The sequence below is a fragment of the uncultured Erythrobacter sp. genome (assembly GCF_947492365.1).
In the GTDB taxonomy this organism is placed as follows: domain Bacteria; phylum Pseudomonadota; class Alphaproteobacteria; order Sphingomonadales; family Sphingomonadaceae; genus Erythrobacter.
The window spans coordinates 1727623-1748881 of sequence record NZ_CANLMB010000001.1; the positions used below are offsets into that span (position 1 = coordinate 1727623).

Genomic DNA, 21259 nt, shown 5'->3' on the forward strand with positions numbered 1-21259 from the left:
CGCCCTATACACCAGCTGGCCGCCAGCGACAGGTCAGGGCGAGAATACGGGTCGCGCTGGCCGCCGCGCTCACCCGCGCATCGCTTTCGGCGACATTGGCGCTGGTCATTTCGCGCGCGGCGTTGAGCACGTCGAGCCAGCTGCGGCGTCCGGCAACGAACTGGCGCTGATAACTGGCGAGCAGTGACCTCGCCGCATCGCTCGCCTGCCTGCCCGCGTCCTCGCGAAGCTTGCTGCTGCGCAGGATCACATATTCACCGCTGAGCCGCGTGCGCGCTTCGCGGTCGGCCTGTCCCAGCTCTGCCACCGCCTGATCGACCCGAGCCTCCGCGCTGTCGACGGCGGAGAGGCGCGAGAGGCCATTGCCGGTCTGCGCGCGCAAGACGATGGCGGCGCGTGCTCCGGTGATCTCGTTTTGCGAAAGTTGCAGGAGGAGCTGCGGGAACAAGCCGCTGCGGGTGGTGCGCACCTGCGCTTCGGCAACGTCGATTTCGCTGCGCAGCCGGTCCATGCCGGGCGCGCAGGACATCATTTCCTGAAAGGCGATAACCTCGACCGGCAGGCCCTGTGTGATATCTCCCTCGGGGAAGACCGGCGTAGGAACATCACTGCCGACGAATTCGGCTAGACGCAGCATCGCGTTCGCGCCCAGTTCGCGCGCTGTTGTCAGTTCAACCTCGAGCTGCACAAGCCGCGAGCGGGCAAGCGTGAGATCAGCGAGCGGCGAGACTTCTGCGACAACTCGCCTCTCGATCCGTTCGACCAGCGCGCGATGCTCGGCAATGCCATCTTCGAGCACCCGAACCCGCTCGAATGCGCGCAGAGCGTCAAAATAGGAGCTGATGATCGCAAGCTGGATATTGGCACGCACCTCACGCAGCGAGTTGCGTCCGACATCGCGGTTGAAGCGCGCGGCGTCGATCTGGCTACCAATCCCTCCGCCCGACCAAATCGGCTGTTCGAGCGCGAGATTGACCGCAAGCCCGTCCGCATCGGCGACATTCGAGCCGCCGGTTGTCGCGAGGATTTCAGCCGACAGGCTGGGATAGCGCTGCCAGCGCGCTGTGCGCAGATCGGATTGGAGCGCGGCCAGTTCGGCAAGTCCGCCCAGCACCAGCGGGCTTTGCTCCAGCGCGCGCGCGACGGCCTCAGCCAGTGGCTCGGGAATCCCTTCCGGCGCAGGTTGAAGCGGTGCATCGATCACCGGATCGGCAACCGGTCCGTATTGCTCTGCCGACGCGGTCGCGGGAGAAAGTCCCAAGCCAAGCGCGAGAGCAGCGCAAAGGCCAGCACAGACGCGCATCATCGAAGTGGCTGCCTTGGGCATGGCGCCAGCTGCCTGAATTTGGGGGCAAAAAGATGCGGTTCTTGGATGCACTCTGCTGCACTAAGGGAGGGCGCGCGAGTTTTGCAACCATTCTCGCCTTTGGCCGCGCACCCGCTGCGGGCGGCTGAAAGGCGGCTGCGTGACGCTTTGGGTCAATTGACTTGGGAAATTTGCATGGATAGTGCCATAACACTCCCCAAATTCGAACCCAGCGACGGAGCCGCATCTTGACTTACACCCTCTACGGCATGGCAGGCTCTCTCTACACCGCACGGGCGCGGTCTTACATGCGCGTCAACGCGGTGCCCTTTACCGAGGTGAAGGCGGGGAGCGAGGAGTTCACCGGCACGATCGTCCCGCAGATCAGGCGCTGGATCATTCCTGTGGTCGAGACACCAGACGGCGCGATCATTCAGGATGGCGCGGATATTATCGACCACCTCGATGGCGCTGGCTTTAGCAAGCACCCGATCTATCCAGATGACCCGCATGTGCTCGCTGTCGCGCATCTGTTCGAATTGTTCGGATCACACGGATTGCTGCGCGCCGCGATGCATTACCGCTGGAATTTCGATGATGTGAATCTCCCTTTCCTGCGCGACACTTTCCGCGATGTGCTGCCTACCGGCCTGCCCGAAGAGGCTGAGGAAGCCGCGTTTCTCCATGCCAGTGGGCGGATGCGCAAGGCCGCGCAATTGTTCGGCGTCAATCCCGATACCTACGCTCTGGTGGAGGAAAGCTACCAGCAGTTCCTCGCGCTGATGGAGCGGCATCTGCGCACCCACCCCTTCATCCTAGGCGGACATCCGACCATTGCCGATTACGGGTTGATCGGGGCGATGTATGCGCATCTGGGCCGCGACCCCGCACCGCTTCACCTGATGCAGACCACAGCGCCCAGCGTGTTCCGCTGGGTCGAACGGATGAACATGGCGGAGACGTTCGTGGATGCGCGCGTGGCCAATGCGGGTGATGCGCTGTTTGCAGGTGCTGATCTTCCCGGCACTCTGACGGCGATCATGGAATTCATTGCCGAGGATTACCTTGGCGAGATCAGCGCCCATGTCGAGCACACCAATGCGTGGCTTGGCGAACATGGCGAGATCGAAACCGGATCACCGACCAACAACAAGTCGATGAAGAGCGGCATCGGCCTAGCGCCTTTCAATTGGCGCGGTGCCTCGATTGCGACTGTCGTGATCCCCTATCGCTTTTGGCTGCTGCAACGCTTGCAGGATGCAGTGGAGCGCCAGTCAGCCTCCGATCAGGCCGCGATCAACACGCTCTTTGACAAGCACGGCCTCGCACCGATGCTGAGCCTGCGCACCGCGCGGCGGATCGAGCGTAAGGACAATCAGGAAGTGTGGGGCGCGGCGGTTTAAGAGCCAGCTCACGATCGCAGACAAAGAAAAGGGGCGGCGACCGAAGTCACCGCCCTCAATTCTTTCACTTAGCTTCAGAAGCGTTCTTAGAACTCTCCGCGAAGCGTGATGCCGTACATGCGCGGCTCTTGCGGGAAGGCCGAACGCGAACCGCTGCGCAGCGTGGTGCTGAATGTCACACCGCGCGTCACTTCGTCGGTGAGGTTCGTCACCCAGGCCTCGATACCCCAGCCGCCATCGATCTGGCCGATACCGGCGCGCAGATTGATCTTGGTGTTGCTGTCCTGAATGTCGAACGGCAGCAGCGGCGTGTTGCCCAGCTGAGCAGGTGTGGTTGGCGGGGTCGAAGGCTGCGTCGACGTCCGGCGATCATCCTCCATACGGACCTGACCGTTGAGGACGAATTGCAGATCGTCATTGATCTCCTTCGTCCATGTCGCACCCATGATACCAACGATCTGCGGAGCGTTGGTCAGCGGAGCGCCGCACAGGTTCTGAACCCGCAGAGCGTCTGCCTGCGTGGCGCAATCGCCTGGATATTCGGCATCGGTGTAGGTCACACCCAGATTGATGTTGAGCTCGCGGCTCGGACGGATCTGGGATTCGATTTCGAAGCCGGTCGATTCCGCCTTGGGCACGTTGAAGGTCTGGAACTGCGCTCCAGTGAATTCGAGAACCTGGAAGTTCGAGAATTCTTCGTGGAACAGCGCGACATTCAGCGTCACGGCATTGTCGAGCAGACGCGCCTTCATGCCGATTTCGTAGGCATCGACCTCTTCCGAAGCGAAGCGCGGATCCGCGCCGCCAATCGCAGCGGTCGCATCAAGGTTGAAACCCCCCGACTTATAGCCGTGGGTGAAGCTGGCATAGACATTCACCGGAGCGGCAAATTCATAGGCCAGCTTACCGGTATAGATCAGCTCGCTATCGTTGAACGTGCCATCGAATGAGCGCGGCAGTGGGAGGAAGGCCGACGCAGGCAGATCCGCCGGCGCAACGAACGGGAAGCAGCCGGTGATCAGGATCGTCGGCACCAACGCGCCCGGGATCGACGGAGCACCGTTTTGGGGAGCGCCTAGAATATTGCTCACAATGCCGGAACATGCGCCGGGGTTGGAAGCAAGCTGCTCAAATGCGCCATCTTTGCTTTCATCCGAATAGCGCAGGCCGATCGTGGCTTTGAAGCCGTCCGCGATTTCGAGCGTGTTGTGGGTGAAGACCGACCAGCTCTCGCTTTCCTGAACAAAGCGGTTGGTCGAGCTTGTGCCGGTAGGACTTGCGCCGCCAGAGAACAGAGAAAGTGGAGCCGGACCGAACACTCCGCCTGTCGAAGGAAGCAGCAACGCGCCAACAAACTGGTCCCATTGCGAACCAAGCGATGCAAAGGCGGTCGAGTCGATTTCCTCATCGGAATAGTAAGCACCGACCAGCCATTCGAGGCTGCCACCGAGCGCTTCACCCTGAATGCGCAGTTCGTGCGTCATCGTGGTGATGTCAGTTCCGTCAGCAACGCCTGCAGGGCCACGGCCGGTTTCGAACAGGTCGAGCGTGGTGAAGTCGGAATCTGAATCGCTCTCCGAATGGAAGTCGCGATAGGAGCCGATATAGATAAGGTCAGCTGCATCGCCGAGCGGGATTTCCAGCTCCAGCGAAGCACCCCATTGATCGAGATTGCTGGTCTGCGCGAAGGTCTGCGAAGCGGTCAGACCGTCGAGCGCGGCATCCAGTTCTTGATTGTTGTTGGGCGTGGTAGCCGCCGGAACAAGCTGTCCGCCCGCCAGACCGAGGCCAGCGAGTCCAAATACTCCGCCGGTTTCCAGCGGTGACTTGAGCACTTCGACCGGCGCACAGCAATTGCCGTTCACTTCCGAATAATCGAAGATGAAACGGGCGCGGATGCCGCCTTCGCTTTCATAGCCAAGCTGACCGCGAACGAGGAACTGGTCGATCTCGTTGGTCCGGCCAATCTCGCCGCTTTCGTCGATCACGCGAACAAAGCCGTCGCGCTTGCGATAGGCACCGCTAAAGCGCGCAGCCAAAGTATCCTGCACCAGCGGCGCATTCACTGCGCCCTGCACCGAATACATGTCATAATTGCCGTAACTGGCATTCACGAAGCCGCCGAATTCGTTGAGATCGGGACGCCGTGTGGTGATGTTAAGCGCACCAGCCGAAGTGTTGCGGCCGAACAGAGTGCCCTGCGGTCCGCGAAGAACCTCAAGCCGCTCGACATCGACAAACTCTGACAGAGCGACAGCGGGGCGCGACTGATAGGCGCCGTCGATGAAAACACCGACCGCGCTTTCAAATCCGATATTGTTGGAGGTCGTGCCCACGCCGCGAATTCGCAGCACGACCGTACCGCCCGAATTTTGCGCGTTGGAGCTGGAGAAACTCGGGCTGACCTGACTGACTTGAGTCACGTTGACGACCGCCTGCCGCTCCAGCTCTGCCGGGCTGACTGCGGTCACAGCCAGAGGAATGTCTTGCACGTCCTGCGCGCGGCGGGTCGCCGTCACGATAATGACGCTGTCATCGGTCTGGACCGCTTCATCCGCATCACTCGTTTGCGCCTGCGCCATGCCGGGCATCGCTGCAAGGCCGAGACCAACTGCGCTGGCCAGTGCGATCTTCGAGCTGCCAAAGTTAAATGAATTCAAGCGGATCTGCCGCATATACCCCTCCATAAAATCGGCGTCTCTCGCGCCTGTAGGTACCGGCATATGGAGCGCCAATTTCATTGTCAATGCGGGCCGACCCTTTCGCGCCACCTCACAATGCTGCGCAAACGCTCCATGGCGCGAATAAGTGGCACCGGCGCAACATCCCAAACGGACAGATTATTGCGTGAGCGGTATCGGGATCGCGTCGCAATTGCCCGGCAGATCGGCCCCTTCAAACGCCGCTTTGACAAAGGGAATGCTGTCGACCGGCGAATGGGGAACCACCGCACGGTGGTCGAGATCGGGATAGTAATGCGCTGTCACACGGCTGCCCGCTTCGCAAAGGTCTTGCATCAGGCTCGCCTGCATTGCCGGCGGCGTGTCGCGATCAAGTCCGCCTGTGCCGAGGAAGATCGGCGCTGTGATGTTTAGGGTAGGATAGCCCATCAGCGCAAAGCCCTGACGCATGGCATCATTGGGAGATTGCGAGAATGACATCGCGCGGGTCAGCTCAGCCTCGACCACCAGATCCTTGATTTCGGCATAGCAGGCATCCTTGACCCGGCTCGCAATCGGCCAAGCCTCATCTGTGATATAGTCGCGCATGCGGAACTGCGGATCGACTTGCTCGACCAGTGTCATGCCGAGGAATGTGTAGCCGAGCAGCGGATCAATCCGGTCCGGCTGCTGAAGCCGCTCCATCGCGGCGACCACACGCGGCGACAGATAGGGCGCGCCGGTCGCGAGCACACCGGCAATGTCGATCTCGGGCGCGTAAGTGGCAGCGTAATCCGCGCTGGCAATCGCGGCACCTGCCCCTTGCGATTGGCCAAACAGCACCACCCGCTTGCCAACCGGAAACTCGCCGCCGGTCACCGCGCGAATGATGTCGAGATTGCTGTGCGAAGCAGCCTGCGTTGCAAGATAGGGGTGCGTGCCTTTGGTCCCCAGCCCCTGATAATCGGAGGCGACCACCGCATACCCTTCTGCGAGGAAGCGGTTGATGTAATCCTCATCCTGCGACTGACGTCCATTATAGGAAGGCGCGCAAATATCGGCGATCCCGACTGTGCCGTGGGTCCATGCCATCAGCGGCCATCCGCCTTCGGGAGCTTCTCCGTCGGGCAGGTAAAGCACGCCGGAAACCGGCACGATCGCTTCGCCCTCCAGCCCTTCGGTCGAAGAATAGAGCAGCCGCACATTTACCGCCGCATTGTCGAGCGATTGCTTGGCCTCCAGCGGTTCTTGCCGCAGCAATTGTCCCGGCTGGTCAGGCAGAGCATCAGAATATTCGTAGAATTCGGAAAGTGTGCTGTCGCCGATTGTATGGGGATCATATTGCTCTTCAGCAGAGCATCCGGCCAAGCCAATTGCGAATAATCCAGCCCAAATTCCGATCCGCTTCATCTCGCCCATTCCCCAAGTTTCCAGCATCCGATTGAAAGCTGCAGATAGGGCGGGATCAATTAGCTTGGCAAGCAGGCGCTGGATTCGAGACCAGCTCGGACCAGGCAAATTGGGGCCGGACGCATGGGGTTCAATGAGCGCCCTGCCCCGAGGTTGAACCGGTCTGGACGGGTTCTGGGAGAGAGCTACGCAGCGGCAACGCAAACGGATGCACCGAAGATAAAATTTGAGATGGAAGCCGCGCGCGGGGATTGGTTGCAGGGGCGCTCTGGCCAGATGCCGGACTGCAAAACTTTGCGGTGGCCTACCGGCCAGCAGCCGCGCGCTTCACGTCGATGAGGTTTGGCTTGGCATCGACCAGCGCCTCTTCCAAACGCCGTTCCTCGGCGTTTTCAACCCGGTCACGGCCACTTGATTTGGCGCGGTAAAGCGCTTGGTCAGCCCGCGAGAAGAGATGCTCGTAAGTTTCGCCGTCACGCGCTGTCGCCACGCCAAAGCTTGCCGTGAGGCGGATATCATCGTTGAGGCCGTCATGTTCGAGCGCGGCAAAGGACTGCCTGATCCGCTCGGCCAGGCGATGCGCGGGCGCGTTTTCGCAGTTCCAGACCGCGATACAAAACTCCTCGCCGCCCACCCGGCCTGCCGTGTCGCATCCGCGCACCATCTTGCCGATAAGTTCGCCAAATCCTGCAAGCGCCAGATCGCCGGCCTGATGCCCCCAGATATCGTTCACCTGTTTGAAGTGGTCGATATCGGCGACCACCAGACTAAGCGGGCGCCCTTCGGTTTGTGCGCGCGGTAGAAGGTCGCGCATAACGTCTTCGAACGAGGCACGGTTGTGCAATTTGGTGAGCACATCGCGTTCGCTGCTTTCGCGCAGGCTGTTGGTCCATTCCACAATGGTTGCCCCGATCAGCACCAGCGCGTTGGTGATGCCCTTCACCGCAAGAACCAGCCCGATCAGCGAATAATAGAGCGATTCCCGGTAGGCCGCCGCAGGGATCGATTGTTCAAACAGCAAGGTCAGCGTCGGGCGGATCAGAAAATCGGCCGCCTGAAACACCATCACCGCAATGATCAACAAGTCGATGACTGTCCGGCGCGGAGCAGTAAGCAGGGTGGTCACACCCATCGCAAACATCACTCCATAGCCCATATTGACGATGATCAGGCGCGAGGCGACATCGTCAGAAAAGCTTACCGCGACCCCCAGAACGAGCGCGGTGACGACATATACAAAAGCCATGCTGCCCAGATGCAGCCGCTGCCCGGCGCGTTCGCAAACCGAAGCAATCATCACAACCGAACCCAGGCTGTAAAAAACCTGCGTTGCGTGAAAGACGTAAGGCGCATCGGCGGGCGTAAAATGGGTGACGAGATAGCCAATAGCAGACAGCGCGAAGGCAATACCAAAACCAAGCACGTGGCGCTTCATGCGTCCCACTCGCCAAAGCACCACAAACGCAGCTGCAAAAAACAGCGCCATCAGCGGTGTTACCAGTCCTAGTATCTGCGTCTGCATTGACCCGTCGATCTCCCGTCACTGCCGGATAGGGCAATAAGGTTAAGACCACCTTTAGGCGTTCCACTATGGTAATGGACGTAATCCGCCATTTGCACAAACCGAGCGCGACTGGGCCAATCAACGGCGAAAAATGCAACATTGCCCGAGGGTAGTGTAGTTGAGGGGCGATTGGACCGCGCAACCCAACTGGTCAGTAAAGTAAACTATTTTGACCTTATAGGTGGCGATTTTCGAGAACAGTTTTCCCCAACTAACCACGTATTAACCATTATTCTTTAGACCGATGCCCCGAAGTGCCAAAGCTACTTTAGCGGCGCTTAGCAGGGGGCGCACAATGCAGTTTCGGGGTCGAGTTTCTTCTCATTCATCATCGGAAAACTTCGATGAAGCTTCTCCAACCGGCGGCTATGTCGCGGAAGGTTTTGAGCCGGTCGCCCATGCGTTTCAGGCCTCCATCCTTTCCGGCGAGGCTTTGGGTGCGGCTTGCACGATCATCCATCACGGCGAGACATTGGTCGATCTGCATGGCGGCTGGAAAGACACCTCCCGCTCCAATCGCTGGAACGAGAGCGACATCGCGCTCGTCTATTCGCTCACCAAAGGCCTTACCGGCATGGCGGCCGCGGTCGCGGTATCGCGCGGTCTGTTTTCCTATGACGAGCCGGTGGCCGACATCTGGCCCGAATTTGCAGCCCACGGCAAGGGGGCCGTTACCGTTGGCGAGGCTCTGTCCGAGCAGGCGGGACTGGCAGCAATCGACTTCAAACTCACGCTCGACAATATCGGCGATGAGGAAGCGATCTGCGCCGCCATTGCAGCGCAGAAACCCAACTGGACGCCCGGCGACTATTCGGGGAACCACGCCTATACGCTGGGCTGGATTGCCAGTGAACTGATCCATCGTCGCGATCCGGCCGGACGCCGCCTGCCGCAATTCTTTGCCGAGGAAATCGCGGGCCCGCTGGGACAAGACGTCTTCGTCGGCCTTCCCGACACATTCGACCGCAGCCGGATCGCGCGGATCGACGGGTTCGGCATGGCGGATCTCTTCATCCACCACACAACCATGCCATGGCCGCTCACATTCGAGATGTGCCTGCCTGAGACTCTGGCCTTCCGCACTCTCAACAACCCGCTGGTGCTCGCCGGACCCGGAGCGCTCGATAACGAGGCGTTCTGGCGGGTCGGGCAAGGCGCAGCGGGCGGAATGGCCTCTGCGCGCGGCCTTGCCGCATTGTATTACGCCTTTGCTGAAGGCGGCGAAAAACTGGGCGTCACGCCTGAAGTCATGGCCACCCTTTCCAAAGGGCATTCCTACCCGTGCAAGGGTCTGAAAGATCAGGTTCTGACCGCCGACATGTATTATTCCTACGGCTTCGAAAAGCCCTTCAGCGAATGGGAATATGCCCGCACACACAGCGCATTCGGCAGCTTTGCGGTCGGCGGCTCGCTCGCCTTTTGCGACCCGGAAGACGGGCTCGCTTACGCATGGATCACCAACAAACTCGGCACCGGCAAGTGGGATGACCCGCGCGAGAAACTGGTCCGCGATGCCTTTTACGCTTGTCTGGAGAACCGCTCATGAGCATTCGTCACGTCGTTCTATCCGACCTCCATCTGGGCGCGCGCGACAGCCTGCTAACCCATGTCCATGGCGACGGCGCTATCGCAGAGGGGCCATCCGAAGTGCTGGCCGCCTTTGCCAATGGCCTGCGTGAAACTTTGGGCGATCAGGAGCGCCCGCAGCTTGTCCTGCTTGGCGATGCGCTGGACCTTGGCCTGTCACCTTTTGGCGATGTGTCGAAGAGCTTTCTGCAACTGCTCGACGCCTGCTTTCCCGCCGGTGGCCCGGACCTTTTCAACCGCGAGATCATTTATATCGCGGGCAATCACGACCATCATCTGTGGCGGATCGCGCAGGATAACGGCTTTCTGACGCAGCTCGAAAGCGGGAAAATCCCGGGCGATCTGGATTCGGTGACCGATATCTTCGGCACGCCTTCGCATCGCTGCCGCCTGATGGAATCGCTGCTGCTGCACCGCCCGCATCTGCACGATGCTTCGGTCAAGATTGCTTACCCCAACTGGGGCATCGCCGATCAGCAAAGCGGCCGTGCAGTCGTCATGCATCACGGCCATTATCTCGACGGCATGTACCGCGCGCTGTCCAATGTGCGCGGATTCCTCGAAGACGGCGAAGCGCGCCCTGCAACCATGCGCCAGCTGGAGCAGGAAAACGGCCCGTGGATCGACTTTCTCTGGTCCGATCTCGGCAGTGCCGGTGAAGTGGGCAGTGAGGTTGGCTCGCTCTACGGCACGATGCTGAGCGCGGGCGCGAGCCATGACTTTGCTGAAGGCATCGCGCGCCGGATCACCGGCGGGCTTCACGCGAAGCTTGGTATCAATCCGAAGATGCCGCTCAAATACGGCGTCACTCTCGACAATCTCATCCGCGCCGCAGTCGACCTCACCGCAGGACGCGCGGCGGAGCGCCAGCGCGATGGCTATGGCCATGTGCTGGGCGAGGAGGAGATCGCGGATATTGGCTGGTATCTAGGCACGCCGATGGCGCATCAGATGCGGCAGGAATTGGGCGATGTGCCGCGCGAATTGTCGTTCGTCTTCGGCCACACGCACAAGCCGTTTCAGGACGAGCTTTTGGTCGATGGCTTCGACGTGCCTGTCGGCATCTTCAACACCGGCGGCTGGGTGCTCGACGAGCCGACTTTGATGCCGGTCCAGGGCTGCGCGGCGATGCTGGTTTCCGATGAATTGGAAGTCGCTTCGCTGCGCCTGTTCAACGATCCGACCGATGGCACAATGGCACCCGTGCGCGTTGAAGGCAGCGGGCGGGCCAACCGCCTCGCCGACGAAACAGCCGAGGCGGTCAGCCGCGCCAGCGCTCACTGGACGGATTTCTCAAATATCGTCCACGAACGCATCGTCGAGGAAGCGGACAAGCGCACCCGGCATTTGCTCGAAGCATCCAATGAAGAGCTGCGGGAGGCGGCAGAATGAACATGGCCAATCCATACGGACAAAAACGCATCGCTCGCAGCCTGGGTCAGGCGAAATCTCACTACACCGTGCTGGTTGTCGGCTCGGGCTATGGCGCAGGTGTCGCCGCCTCGCGGCTCGCCCGCGCAGGTCAGGATGTCTGCATTCTGGAACGCGGCAAGGAAATGCTGCCCGGCGAATATCCCAGCAAAATCGCCGACGCGCAGAGCGCGATGCAGTTCAACGTCAAAGGCGGCCGGATCGGATCGGGAGATGCGCTGTTCGAAGTGCATGTGAATGACGATCAATATGCGCTGGTCGGATGCGGTCTTGGCGGCACTTCGCTGATCAACGCCAATGTCTCGCTGGAGCTGGACAAGCGGCTGCTGAGCCTCGAGCATTGGCCCGCTGCGTTTCGCGACGATCCGCATGCAATTGACACTTACTACGAGCGGGCGCGCGAGATGCTGTCGCCCAATGTCTATCCCGAAACCCGCCCTGCCCTCGGCAAACTCGAAGCACTCGAGCACTCGGCCAAGGCGATGGACAAGCGCTTCTACAAGACCCCGATCAACGTCACGTTTGAGGACAAGACCAACAAGTTCGGCGTGCCCCAACCCGCCTGCACCAATTGCGGCGACTGCACATCGGGCTGCAATGTGGGCGCGAAGAACACGACGCTGATGAATTACCTCCCCGACGCCGCCAATCACGGCGCGGAGATATTCACGCAGGCCAAAGTGCTCTGGATCGAACGCGATGGCGATGTCTGGCGGGTCCATGTCGAGCATAATGGCGAGGACGCGTCGGGCGCTCCGATCAGCATCAGCGCCGACCATGTCGTGCTCGGCGCAGGCGCGATTGGCTCGACCGAAATCCTGCTCAGATCGCGCGCAAAGGGGCTCTCCTTGTCGGACCGGCTCGGCGAGAGCTTCTCCGGCAATGGCGACGCGCTCGGCTTCGCCTATGATAGCTACTTCAAGTCGAAGAAGGACGGCGAGGACGTTACCGCCGACCCGATCTACGCGATGGGTATCGGCGCCAATGATGTTGGCGAGGAGGCTTATCCCGGCCCCTGCATCACTGGCGTTATCGACATGCGCGATGCCGACGATCCGTCCAAGGGGTTGGTGATCGAAGAAGGCGTTGCCCCCGGCATCCTCGCTGGAGCATTGGGCCCAGCCTTTTTCTTTGGCGAAGCGCTCGCTGACGGGTTCACCCGCTTCGGCTTCGATCAAGTCAAACCGCGCCTGCTCGACGCAAAAGCCATGGGCGAAGCGGTGCAGACTGATCCCGGCAGCATCGCCGAATGGGCTTACAAAGGCCCGATGGCGCGCACGCTGACCTATCTGGTGATGAGCGTGGATGATTCCGGCGGGCGCTTGGCGCTCGAAGATGATCGCATCTCGATCCAGTGGGCGGATGCGGGCAATCAGCGCACCTATCGCCGCGATGACGACAAAATGCGCGAAGCTGCCGAAGCGATTGAAGCGCAGTACTTCTCCGACCCGCTCTGGTCAGAACCGATGGGTCAAAAGCTGATCACGGTTCACCCGATCGGCGGGTGCGGAATGGGCGACGATGCCTCTTCCGGGGTCGTCGATGATGCTTGCCGAGTCTATGCCGGAAACAGCGGCAGTGATGTCCATGAAGGCCTCTATGTCTGCGACGGTGCGGCGATACCGGGCGCAGTCGGCGTCAATCCGCTCCTCACGATCACTGCTGTGGCCGAACGCGCGGTCGAGAAGCTCGCCCAGCGCGAAGGCTGGAGCATCGACTATTCGCTCGGCAAGGAAGCCCAACTGCCTGAAAAGGTCGAAGAGGTCGAAGCTGCTGCCGAAGATTCGCACGAGGTTCCGCGCAAGGATCACCTCAAGCTCGGCATCGCCAAATGGGTCGGCGGCCACGCCATCGGACCGGTCGCCGATGCCGTGTCGCAGGCCGCTGAACACTTCAAGAGCGGTGCGATTGGCGAAGGCAAAGCGGCCATCCGCGAGCTTGTCAAAACCCATCCGGAGGCCATGAGCCCCGGCATGGCCTTCACCGAGACAATGGCGGGCCATATCAGCGCCACCGGTTGCCACCACCGCCCCTGCGGCCATGTCGAGCGCATCCGCGATGACTACACCAACGGCGCGGCATGGGGGCAGTCGGAAGGAAGCGAATGCAGCTTCCGACTGACGGTCACGACCGACAACCTTCACCGCATGCTCGAACAGAGCGAGCACCACTCGCGCATCACCGGCGAAGTTCTGGTCAGTTCAATTGCGCCCGACCCGCTGCCGGTGCGCGAGGGCACATTCCGCCTGCTGGTCGCCAATCCTGAACGGGCCGAAAGCTGGACCATGCTCTACGACATGGTACTCGATGGCCCGGACGGTCCGGTGCATTTCCACGGCTTCAAGACCTTGGAACAACGTGGCAATTCGGACCCCTGGACCGACCTCACGACGCTATTTGTGACGCTCCGGCATGGTGACAAGGACGGCGAGCTGATTGGGCGCGGCGTGCTGAAGCTCGGCATTGACGAATTCATGCGTCAGCTCACTACTATCACCATCCACGATGCCGATACGCTGGTGGGCCATGTCATCAATCTGATCCCGAAAGCCAAGACTGCGATCGAGACATATTTCATGGCGAAATATGCCGGTTTCTTCGCGATGACCGTGTTCCGCGCCTATGGCGGGATGCTGGCCACACTCAACGATTTTGCAAGCAAAGATGCGGCTCTGCTGACGTCGCGCACCATGCGCCTGCCTTCGGCGGAGCGCCATGTAGTCCCGACCGGCGACGGCGTGAATATCGGCCTCACCCGGTACCGGGGCGGCTCGCGAGGACCGCTTGTGCTCGCCCCGGGTTTCTCGGTGCGCGCATCGAGTTTTGCCACGCCGACGGTTGATGAAAACCTCACCGAAAGCCTTGTCGCGCAAGGCTATGACGTGTGGTTGTTCGACTATCGTGCCAGCGCAGATTCAGGCAATGATGCCGAGCGTCCACCCGAATTCTGCATTGACGACATTGCCCGTTATGACTGGCCTGCCGCAGTCGAGAAAATCCGCAGCGTAACCGGCGCTGACAGCGTTCAGGCCATCGCGCATTGTGTCGGTTCGATGAGCCTTCTCATGGGTATCGGCGCGGGCTGGGTCAGCCATGTGCGATCACTCATCAGCTCGCAATTGACCCTGCATCCTGTGACTGACTGGCTCAACTATATGAAGGCCGATCTGGGTGTGGCGGACACGCTCGGGCAGATTTCGCTGCTCGACGGACACATGGATTTTGTCAGCCAGGGCAGCGAGGCTGACAATGAGATCGACGCGATTGCCTATCAGATACCCGTGCCCGAGGGCCAGGCTTGCAAGAACCCGACCTGCCGCCGCGTCTTTGGCGTGTTCGGCCCGAGCTGGGATCACCGCCAGCTGGGCCATGACACCCACCTCGCGCTGGGCAGCATGTTCAGCCGCGTGTCGCTCTCGCCCTTCAAGCAATTGCAGGACATCATGCGCAAGGGGCTGGCCGTCAATGCGGATGGCAAGCCGGTCTATACCGATGAGGATGCGGCAAGGCGGCTGGCCTTGCCGATCACCTTCCTGTCGGGCGCGACCAACCAGATCTTCTACCCCGAAAGCGGGCAACGCACGCGGGTCTGGCTGTCGGAGCACAATGGCAGCGCGTTCTATCGCCAGCGGATCATCCCCGATTACGGCCATATGGACCTGTTCATCGGCCGCAATGCGCACCGCGATGTGACCCCGCGCATTCTGGAAGAGCTGGAGCGGCTCGATCAGCAAAGCGACACGGGCGAACACCGCGCCAGCGCTTGACACTCAAGCACTGGACCGCCGCTCCCGATCTGCAAAAGGCGGGGGCGGCGGGCCGAAAGACCTTGCCATAAGGGTCCGCCATTTTAATGCTTGCCGCTCGATCTCGCACTCGCAGTGCGGGCGGCGCAGCGGAGCAGAGGGTGGGCGAGTTGCAAAATAGCTATTCGAAACGCGCACTATGAGCCTGCGATTGCAAGGCATTGCGAAGTCGGTCGATGGCGCGCCGCATATCCATCCAGTCGATCTGGAGCTGCAAAAGGGCACGATGAATGTGCTGCTCGGCCCGACGCTGGCGGGCAAGACTTCGCTGATGCGGCTGATGGCGGGGCTCGACAAGCCGGATGCTGGCAAGGTTTTCTGGGACGGAAACGATGTCACCGGCATGCGCGTGCAGGACCGCGACATCGCGATGGTCTACCAGCAATTCGTCAATTATCCCGCGATGAGCGTGTACGACAACATCGCTTCGCCGTTGAAACTGCGCCGCAAATCGAGGGCAGAGATCGACGCGCGCGTTCAGGAGATGGCCGAGCTGTTGCAGCTCACCGCGATCCTTGACCGCAAGCCCAGCGAGATTTCGGGCGGCCAGCAGCAACGCTGCGCGATTGCGCGGGCGCTGGCGAAGGATGTCGGCCTTGTCCTGATGGACGAGCCGCTGGCCAATCTGGACTACAAATTGCGCGAGGAGCTGAGAGCGGAAATCCCGCGCCTCTTCGCCGCATCGGGCAGCATCTTCGTCTATGCGACGACCGAGCCGGAAGAGGCCCTGCTGCTGGGCGGAAACACCGCGACCATGTGGGAGGGGCGCGTGACGCAATTCGGCTCTGCCGCAGAGGTGTATCGCAGACCCGCAGACGCGATCACTGCAAGCGTCTATTCGGACCCACCGATGAACTTTGTCGCTGTGCGCAAGGATGGCGCAGTGATCCACTTCCCCGGCGGGCAGTCGGCCAAGGCGGGCGCAGACTTGGCGGGATTGCCAGACGGAGAATACCGCGCTGGTTTTCGTGCACACCAGCTTGCAACAGGCGTAGGCGCGGCGGACCATCTGACATTCGATGCGACGCTGACTGTGACAGAGCTGACCGGCTCCGAAACCTATGTCCATGTGGATGCGGCGGGCGAAAGGTGGATCGGATTGGTTCCGGGGGTTCACGCATTCGAGATCGGGCAATCCCTTTCCGTTTCGCTCGACCCGCAGCACATCCTCTATTTCGGCGCGGATGGCACGCTGGTGGGCAAGCCGGTCGCGGCGGTGAGCGCTTAGACATGGCGGCCATCACCCTCGAAAATCTGGCGCACAGCTACCATCCCGATCCGCAGAGCGAGGCGGATTACGCGCTCAAGCAGGTCGATCTGCGCTGGGAGGACGGGCATGCCTATGCGCTGCTGGGGCCGAGCGGCTGCGGCAAGACGACCTTGCTCAACATCATGTCCGGCCTGCTCCAGCCGACACGCGGGCGGGTGCTGTTTGACGATACTGACGTGACCGCCGCCTCGACCGCAGCGCGCAATATCGCGCAGGTTTTCCAGTTCCCCGTTGTCTATGACACGATGAGCGTGCGCGAAAACCTCGCCTTCCCGCTGCGCAATCGGGGGATGGAGCGCGGCCTGATTGCGGAGCGGGTGCAGCGCATTGCGCAGATGATCGGGTTGGAAGAGCACCTTGCGCAAAAGGCGCGCGGGCTGACCGCTGACCTCAAGCAGAAGATCTCGCTCGGGCGCGGCGTCATCCGCGACGATGTGAGCGCGATCCTGTTTGACGAGCCGCTGACCGTGATCGACCCGCATCTGAAGTGGGAGCTGCGCACCCAGCTTAAGAGGCTCCACCGCGAATTCGGGCACACGATGATCTATGTGACCCACGACCAGACCGAAGCGCTGACCTTCGCCGAAAAGGTGGTGGTGATGCACGAGGGGCTGGTGGTGCAGATCGGCACGCCGCAGGAATTGTTCGAAACCCCTGCCCACACCTTTGTCGGCTATTTCATCGGATCGCCCGGCATGAATTTCGTGCCCGCCGGGATCGACGGAAATTCGGCGAGCATCGAGGGTCACACCGTCGATCTGGGAGCGGATTACCGCCAACCGATCGGCAAGACTGTGATCGGCATCCGGCCCGAGTTCGTCCAGCTTGTGTCCAAAGGCGGGCTACAGGTGGCGATCAACCACATCCGCGATCTGGGCCGGCAGAAGATCGTCAGTGCGAGCCTTTTCGGCACCGAGATAAACATTGTCGTCGATGCCGGTGTCGAGATTTTGTCGGACATGAACCAGGTCGCTTTTGACCCGCAAAAAATCAGCGTCTTTTGCGACGATTGGCGCGTCGAGAGCGCAAGCAAGGGAGCCGCGTGATGGACAAACCGGTCAACAACCGCGCATGGCTGCTGGTCCTCCCCGTCGTGGCGCTGGTCGCCTTTTCCTCGCTCATCCCGATGATGACGGTCGTAAACTACTCGTTTCAGGACAGTTTTGGCGGCAACGAGTTCTTCTGGGTCGGGCTGGAATGGTATCGCGAGCTGCTCCGATCAGAGCGCCTTTGGGACGCGCTGGGCCGTCAGATGGCGTTCTCGACTATCATCTTGCTGATCGAGATCCCGCTTGGCATTCTGGTGGCGCTTTGCATGCCGAAGAAGGGCTGGCTGGCCTCGCTATGCCTCGTGCTGATGGCGCTGCCACTGCTCATTCCTTACAACGTCGTGGGGACGATCTGGCAAGTTTTCGGGCGCTCCGACATCGGCCTGCTCGGGCGCGTCGTCACCGATATGGGCTTCTCCTACAATTATGCGCAAAACGCCTTTGATGCGTGGGTGACGGTGATCGCGATGGATGTGTGGCACTGGACGTCGCTGGTCGCGCTCCTGTCTTATGCCGGGCTTCGCTCCATCCCCGCTGCCTATTATCAGGCGGCCAAGATCGACGGAGCCAGCCGCTGGAGCACATTCCGCTATATCGAACTGCCCAAAATGCGCGGGGTGCTGATCATCGCGGTGCTGCTGCGCTTCATGGACAGCTTCATGATCTACACCGAGCCGTTTGTGCTGACCGGCGGCGGACCAGGCAATGCAACGACCTTCCTGTCGATTGATCTGGTCAAGATGGCCTTGGGGCAATTCGATCTCGGCCCGGCGGCGGCGTTTTCGCTGATGTATTTCCTTGTGATCCTGCTGATTTCCTATGTGTTCTACACTGTGATGACGACGATGGACCGGGACGAGGTGAAGTCATGAGCGCGTCCCCCTCCCGCCGCAAAAGCCTGCCGCGCATCCGGCTCTCGGCGCTGGTCATGACTGCCTATCTGCTGTTTCTGCTGGTGCCGATCTACTGGCTCGTCATCATGAGCTTTAAGTCGAATGCAGAAATTCTGAGCAGCTTCACGCTCTTCCCCGCTGACTTCACGCTGGCCAATTACCGGACCATTCTGACCGATCCGTCGTGGTATATGGGCTATGTGAACAGCTTCATTTACGTCTCGCTCAACACGGTGATCTCGCTGGCTGTCGCGCTACCCGCCGCCTATGCGTTCAGCCGCTATCGCTTTTACGGCGACAACCATCTGTTCTTCTGGCTGCTGACCAACCGCATGGCCCCGCCCGCGGTCTTCGCCTTGCCCTTTTTCCAACTCTATTCGAGCGTGAACCTGTTCGACACACATATCGCAGTGGCGCTGGCGCATTGCCTGTTCAACGTGCCGCTTGCGGTGTGGATTCTCGAAGGCTTCATGCGCGGCGTCCCGCGAGAGATTGACGAGACCGCTTTCATCGACGGGTATTCATTCCCGCGCTTCTTCACCCGCATATTCGTGCCGATGATCGCGCCGGGTATCGGTGTGACCGCGTTCTTCTGCTTCATGTTCAGCTGGGTCGAGTTGTTGCTGAGCCGCACACTGACCAGCGTCGACGCGAAGCCGATCACCGCGATTATGACGCGCACGGTTTCAGCCTCGGGTCTCGACTGGGGCGTGCTCGCCGCAGCGGGCGTGCTGACCATCATTCCGGGCGCAATCGTGATCTATTTCGTGCGCAGCTACATCGCCAAGGGCTTTGCCCTAGGGAGAGTCTAAGATGCGGAGGGTTTGAGATGGACTGGATGGCATGGACATTGCCCACGGCGCTGTTCTTCGCGTCGATCGTCGCTGCGATTGCCTGCATGGCGGTGCTGCATCTCCGCTCGCCCAGCACCCCGCGCACCGGCATTCTCGGCATAGAGACCATGCGCGGGGACAGGCTTTTCATCACACTCTTGGGATCGGGTTTCATCAATCTTGCGTGGATCGGATTGACCGACGCGCCGCAGTTTTGGGCAGGCTTTATCTGCGCAATATTTGCGCTGTGCGTTTTCCGGTGGGTATGACGGGGCAACAAAGGGACACGAGGGAATGAGCATGATGAGAACTGCCGTGATTTTGGGCGCCGGATTGGCGCTGGCCTCATGCTCGGGCGGATCGGACACGCCCCATGTCGTCCTCTCCGATGCTGAGAGGCAGGCGGCCGCGACCACATTCCTAGACGAAGAGATCGGCGAGTTGTCCTCGCTCTCCCGCGAGGAGCAGGAGGCCGAAATCGCATGGTTCATGGACGCTGCCGAGCCCTATCGCGGCATGGAAATCTCGGTCGTTTCAGAGACGATCGCCACCCACGAATACGAATCAAAGGTTCTTGCCCCGGCCTTCACCGCGATGACGGGGATCAAGGTCACGCATGACCTCATCGGCGAAGGCGACGTCGTTGAAAAGCTGCAAACCCAGATGCAGTCGGACGAGAATATCTACGATGCCTATGTCAACGATTCAGACCTGATCGGCACCCATTGGCGCTATCAGCAGGTGCGCAACCTGACCGACTGGATGGCGGGCGATGGCAGCGACGTGACCAATCCCGCGCTCGACCTCACCGACTTTATCGGGATCGCCTTCACCACCGGCCCCGATGGAAAGCTCTACCAGCTTCCCGATCAGCAATTCGCGAACCTTTACTGGTTCCGTTACGACTGGTTCACCGATCCTGAAATCATGGCCGACTTCAAAGCAGAATATGGCTACGACCTAGGCGTGCCGGTCAATTGGTCGGCATACGAGGACATCGCAGAGTTCTTCACCGGGCGCGAGATCGATGGCCAGACGGTTTATGGCAGCATGGATTACGGCAAGAAGGACCCGTCGCTAGGCTGGCGTTTCACCGATGCGTGGATGTCGATGGCGGGCATGGGCGACATCGGAGAGCCCAACGGCCTGCCGGTCGATGAATGGGGCATCCGCGTGAACGAGAACTCGCAGCCGGTCGGCTCCTGCGTCGTGCGCGGCGGTGCGACGAATTCCCCGGCGGCTGTCTATGCGCTGGACAAATATTCCTTGTGGCTGAACGAATATTCGCCGCCTTCTGCTGCCGGAATGACTTTCTCCGAAGCTGGCCCTGTCCCTGCACAGGGTGCCATCGCGCAGCAGATCTTCTGGTACACCACCTTCACCGCCAACATGGTCGGCGAGGAAGCTTCGGCAGTCCTTTATGACGATGGCACCCCGCGCTGGCGGATGGCACCAAGCCCGCACGGCGCCTATTGGGAAGAGGGGATGAAGGTCGGCTATCAGGATGCCGGATCATGGACCCTGATGAAGTCCACCCCCACTGACCGCGCGCAAGCCGCGTGGCTCTATGCGCAATTCGTGACATCGAAAACGGTGGACGTGAAGAAGGCGCATGTCGGGCTCACCTTCATCCGCGAATCCACCATCCAGCATGCGTCCTTCACCGAACGCGCTCCAAGGCTGGGCGGCTTGATCGAATTCTACCGCTCGCCCGCGCGTACCCAGTGGTCACCGACCGGAACCAATGTGCCGGACTATCCGCGTCTGGCGCAGCTGTGGTGGCAGAATATCGGTGACGCTTCCTCGGGCACCAAGACCCCGCAAGCTGCGCTCGACGCGCTGTGCGAACAGCAGGAGCGTGTGTTCGAAAGGCTCGAACGCGCAGGCCTTCAAGGCGATCTCGGCCCTCGCCTCAACGAAGAACGCGACGCTGCCTATTGGCTCAGCCAGCCCGGCTCGCCCAAGGCCAAACTGGCAAACGAGGATCCTGAGCCGATCACGATCGAGTATGACGAATTGCTCGAAACCTGGAGGTAAAGTCTCGCGG

The 21259-nt window shown here is 60.7% G+C and carries 14 protein-coding genes; 10 read left to right on the forward strand and 4 right to left on the reverse strand.

Annotation, left to right across the window (positions count from 1 at the left end; all coding sequences use genetic code 11):
* Positions 1 to 4: 4 nt before the first annotated feature.
* Complete coding sequence (locus tag Q0887_RS08285; protein WP_299193913.1) at positions 5 to 1327, reverse strand: TolC family protein; 1323 nt, start codon at positions 1325 to 1327, stop codon at positions 5 to 7.
* Between the two features lie 227 nt (positions 1328 to 1554).
* Here Q0887_RS08285 and Q0887_RS08290 point away from each other — a divergent pair, with 227 nt between their 5' ends.
* Positions 1555 to 2709 carry a glutathione S-transferase C-terminal domain-containing protein gene (locus Q0887_RS08290; protein WP_299193914.1) on the forward strand — a complete coding sequence of 385 codons (1155 nt, stop codon included), beginning with the start codon at positions 1555 to 1557 and terminating at the stop codon, positions 2707 to 2709.
* An 86-nt stretch (positions 2710 to 2795) separates the two neighbouring features.
* On the opposite strand, the gene Q0887_RS08295 is transcribed toward Q0887_RS08290, so the two are convergent.
* The 3 genes from Q0887_RS08295 to Q0887_RS08305 form a co-directional block, all read right to left on the reverse strand.
* Positions 2796 to 5369: a TonB-dependent receptor gene (locus tag Q0887_RS08295; protein ID WP_299193916.1), complete on the reverse strand. Its 2574-nt coding sequence runs from the start codon at positions 5367 to 5369 to the stop codon at positions 2796 to 2798.
* Positions 5370 to 5549: 180 nt separating this feature from the next.
* Positions 5550 to 6788: an alpha/beta fold hydrolase gene (locus Q0887_RS08300; protein ID WP_299193918.1), complete on the reverse strand. Its 1239-nt coding sequence runs from the start codon at positions 6786 to 6788 to the stop codon at positions 5550 to 5552.
* A gap of 295 nt (positions 6789 to 7083) precedes the next feature.
* A complete protein-coding gene (locus Q0887_RS08305) occupies positions 7084 to 8301 on the reverse strand; it encodes a GGDEF domain-containing protein (RefSeq protein WP_299193920.1) in 1218 nt (405 codons plus the stop codon).
* A 337-nt stretch (positions 8302 to 8638) separates the two neighbouring features.
* On the opposite strand from Q0887_RS08305, the gene Q0887_RS08310 reads away from it, so the two are divergent.
* From Q0887_RS08310 to Q0887_RS08350, 9 genes are all read left to right on the forward strand, one after another.
* Entirely contained in the window at positions 8639 to 9889 is a 1251-nt protein-coding gene (locus Q0887_RS08310; protein ID WP_299193921.1) for a serine hydrolase domain-containing protein, read from the forward strand.
* Positions 9886 to 11322 carry a metallophosphoesterase gene (locus Q0887_RS08315; RefSeq protein WP_299193922.1) on the forward strand — a complete coding sequence of 479 codons (1437 nt, stop codon included), beginning with the start codon at positions 9886 to 9888 and terminating at the stop codon, positions 11320 to 11322. Before Q0887_RS08310 ends, Q0887_RS08315 begins: the two co-directional genes overlap by 4 nt.
* Positions 11319 to 15128 carry a GMC family oxidoreductase N-terminal domain-containing protein gene (locus tag Q0887_RS08320; RefSeq protein ID WP_299193924.1) on the forward strand — a complete coding sequence of 1270 codons (3810 nt, stop codon included), beginning with the start codon at positions 11319 to 11321 and terminating at the stop codon, positions 15126 to 15128. Before Q0887_RS08315 ends, Q0887_RS08320 begins: the two co-directional genes overlap by 4 nt.
* A gap of 178 nt (positions 15129 to 15306) precedes the next feature.
* Positions 15307 to 16395: an ABC transporter ATP-binding protein gene (locus Q0887_RS08325; RefSeq protein WP_299193925.1), complete on the forward strand. Its 1089-nt coding sequence runs from the start codon at positions 15307 to 15309 to the stop codon at positions 16393 to 16395.
* Positions 16396 to 16397: 2 nt separating this feature from the next.
* The gene (locus Q0887_RS08330; protein WP_299193926.1) at positions 16398 to 17483 is read left to right on the forward strand and encodes an ABC transporter ATP-binding protein; all 1086 of its coding nucleotides are present in this window, start codon (positions 16398 to 16400) and stop codon (positions 17481 to 17483) included.
* The gene (locus tag Q0887_RS08335; protein ID WP_299193927.1) at positions 17483 to 18358 is read left to right on the forward strand and encodes a sugar ABC transporter permease; all 876 of its coding nucleotides are present in this window, start codon (positions 17483 to 17485) and stop codon (positions 18356 to 18358) included. Before Q0887_RS08330 ends, Q0887_RS08335 begins: the two co-directional genes overlap by 1 nt.
* A 56-nt stretch (positions 18359 to 18414) precedes the next feature.
* Positions 18415 to 19191, forward strand: coding sequence for a carbohydrate ABC transporter permease (locus Q0887_RS08340; RefSeq protein WP_363317663.1), 777 nt, complete (start codon positions 18415 to 18417; stop codon positions 19189 to 19191).
* Between the two features lie 17 nt (positions 19192 to 19208).
* Positions 19209 to 19481 carry a DUF2160 domain-containing protein gene (locus tag Q0887_RS08345; RefSeq protein WP_299193931.1) on the forward strand — a complete coding sequence of 91 codons (273 nt, stop codon included), beginning with the start codon at positions 19209 to 19211 and terminating at the stop codon, positions 19479 to 19481.
* 31 nt (positions 19482 to 19512) lie between these two features.
* Positions 19513 to 21249, forward strand: a complete 1737-nt coding sequence (locus Q0887_RS08350; protein ID WP_299193933.1) for an ABC transporter substrate-binding protein — start codon at positions 19513 to 19515, stop codon at positions 21247 to 21249.
* Positions 21250 to 21259: the final 10 nt, after the last annotated feature.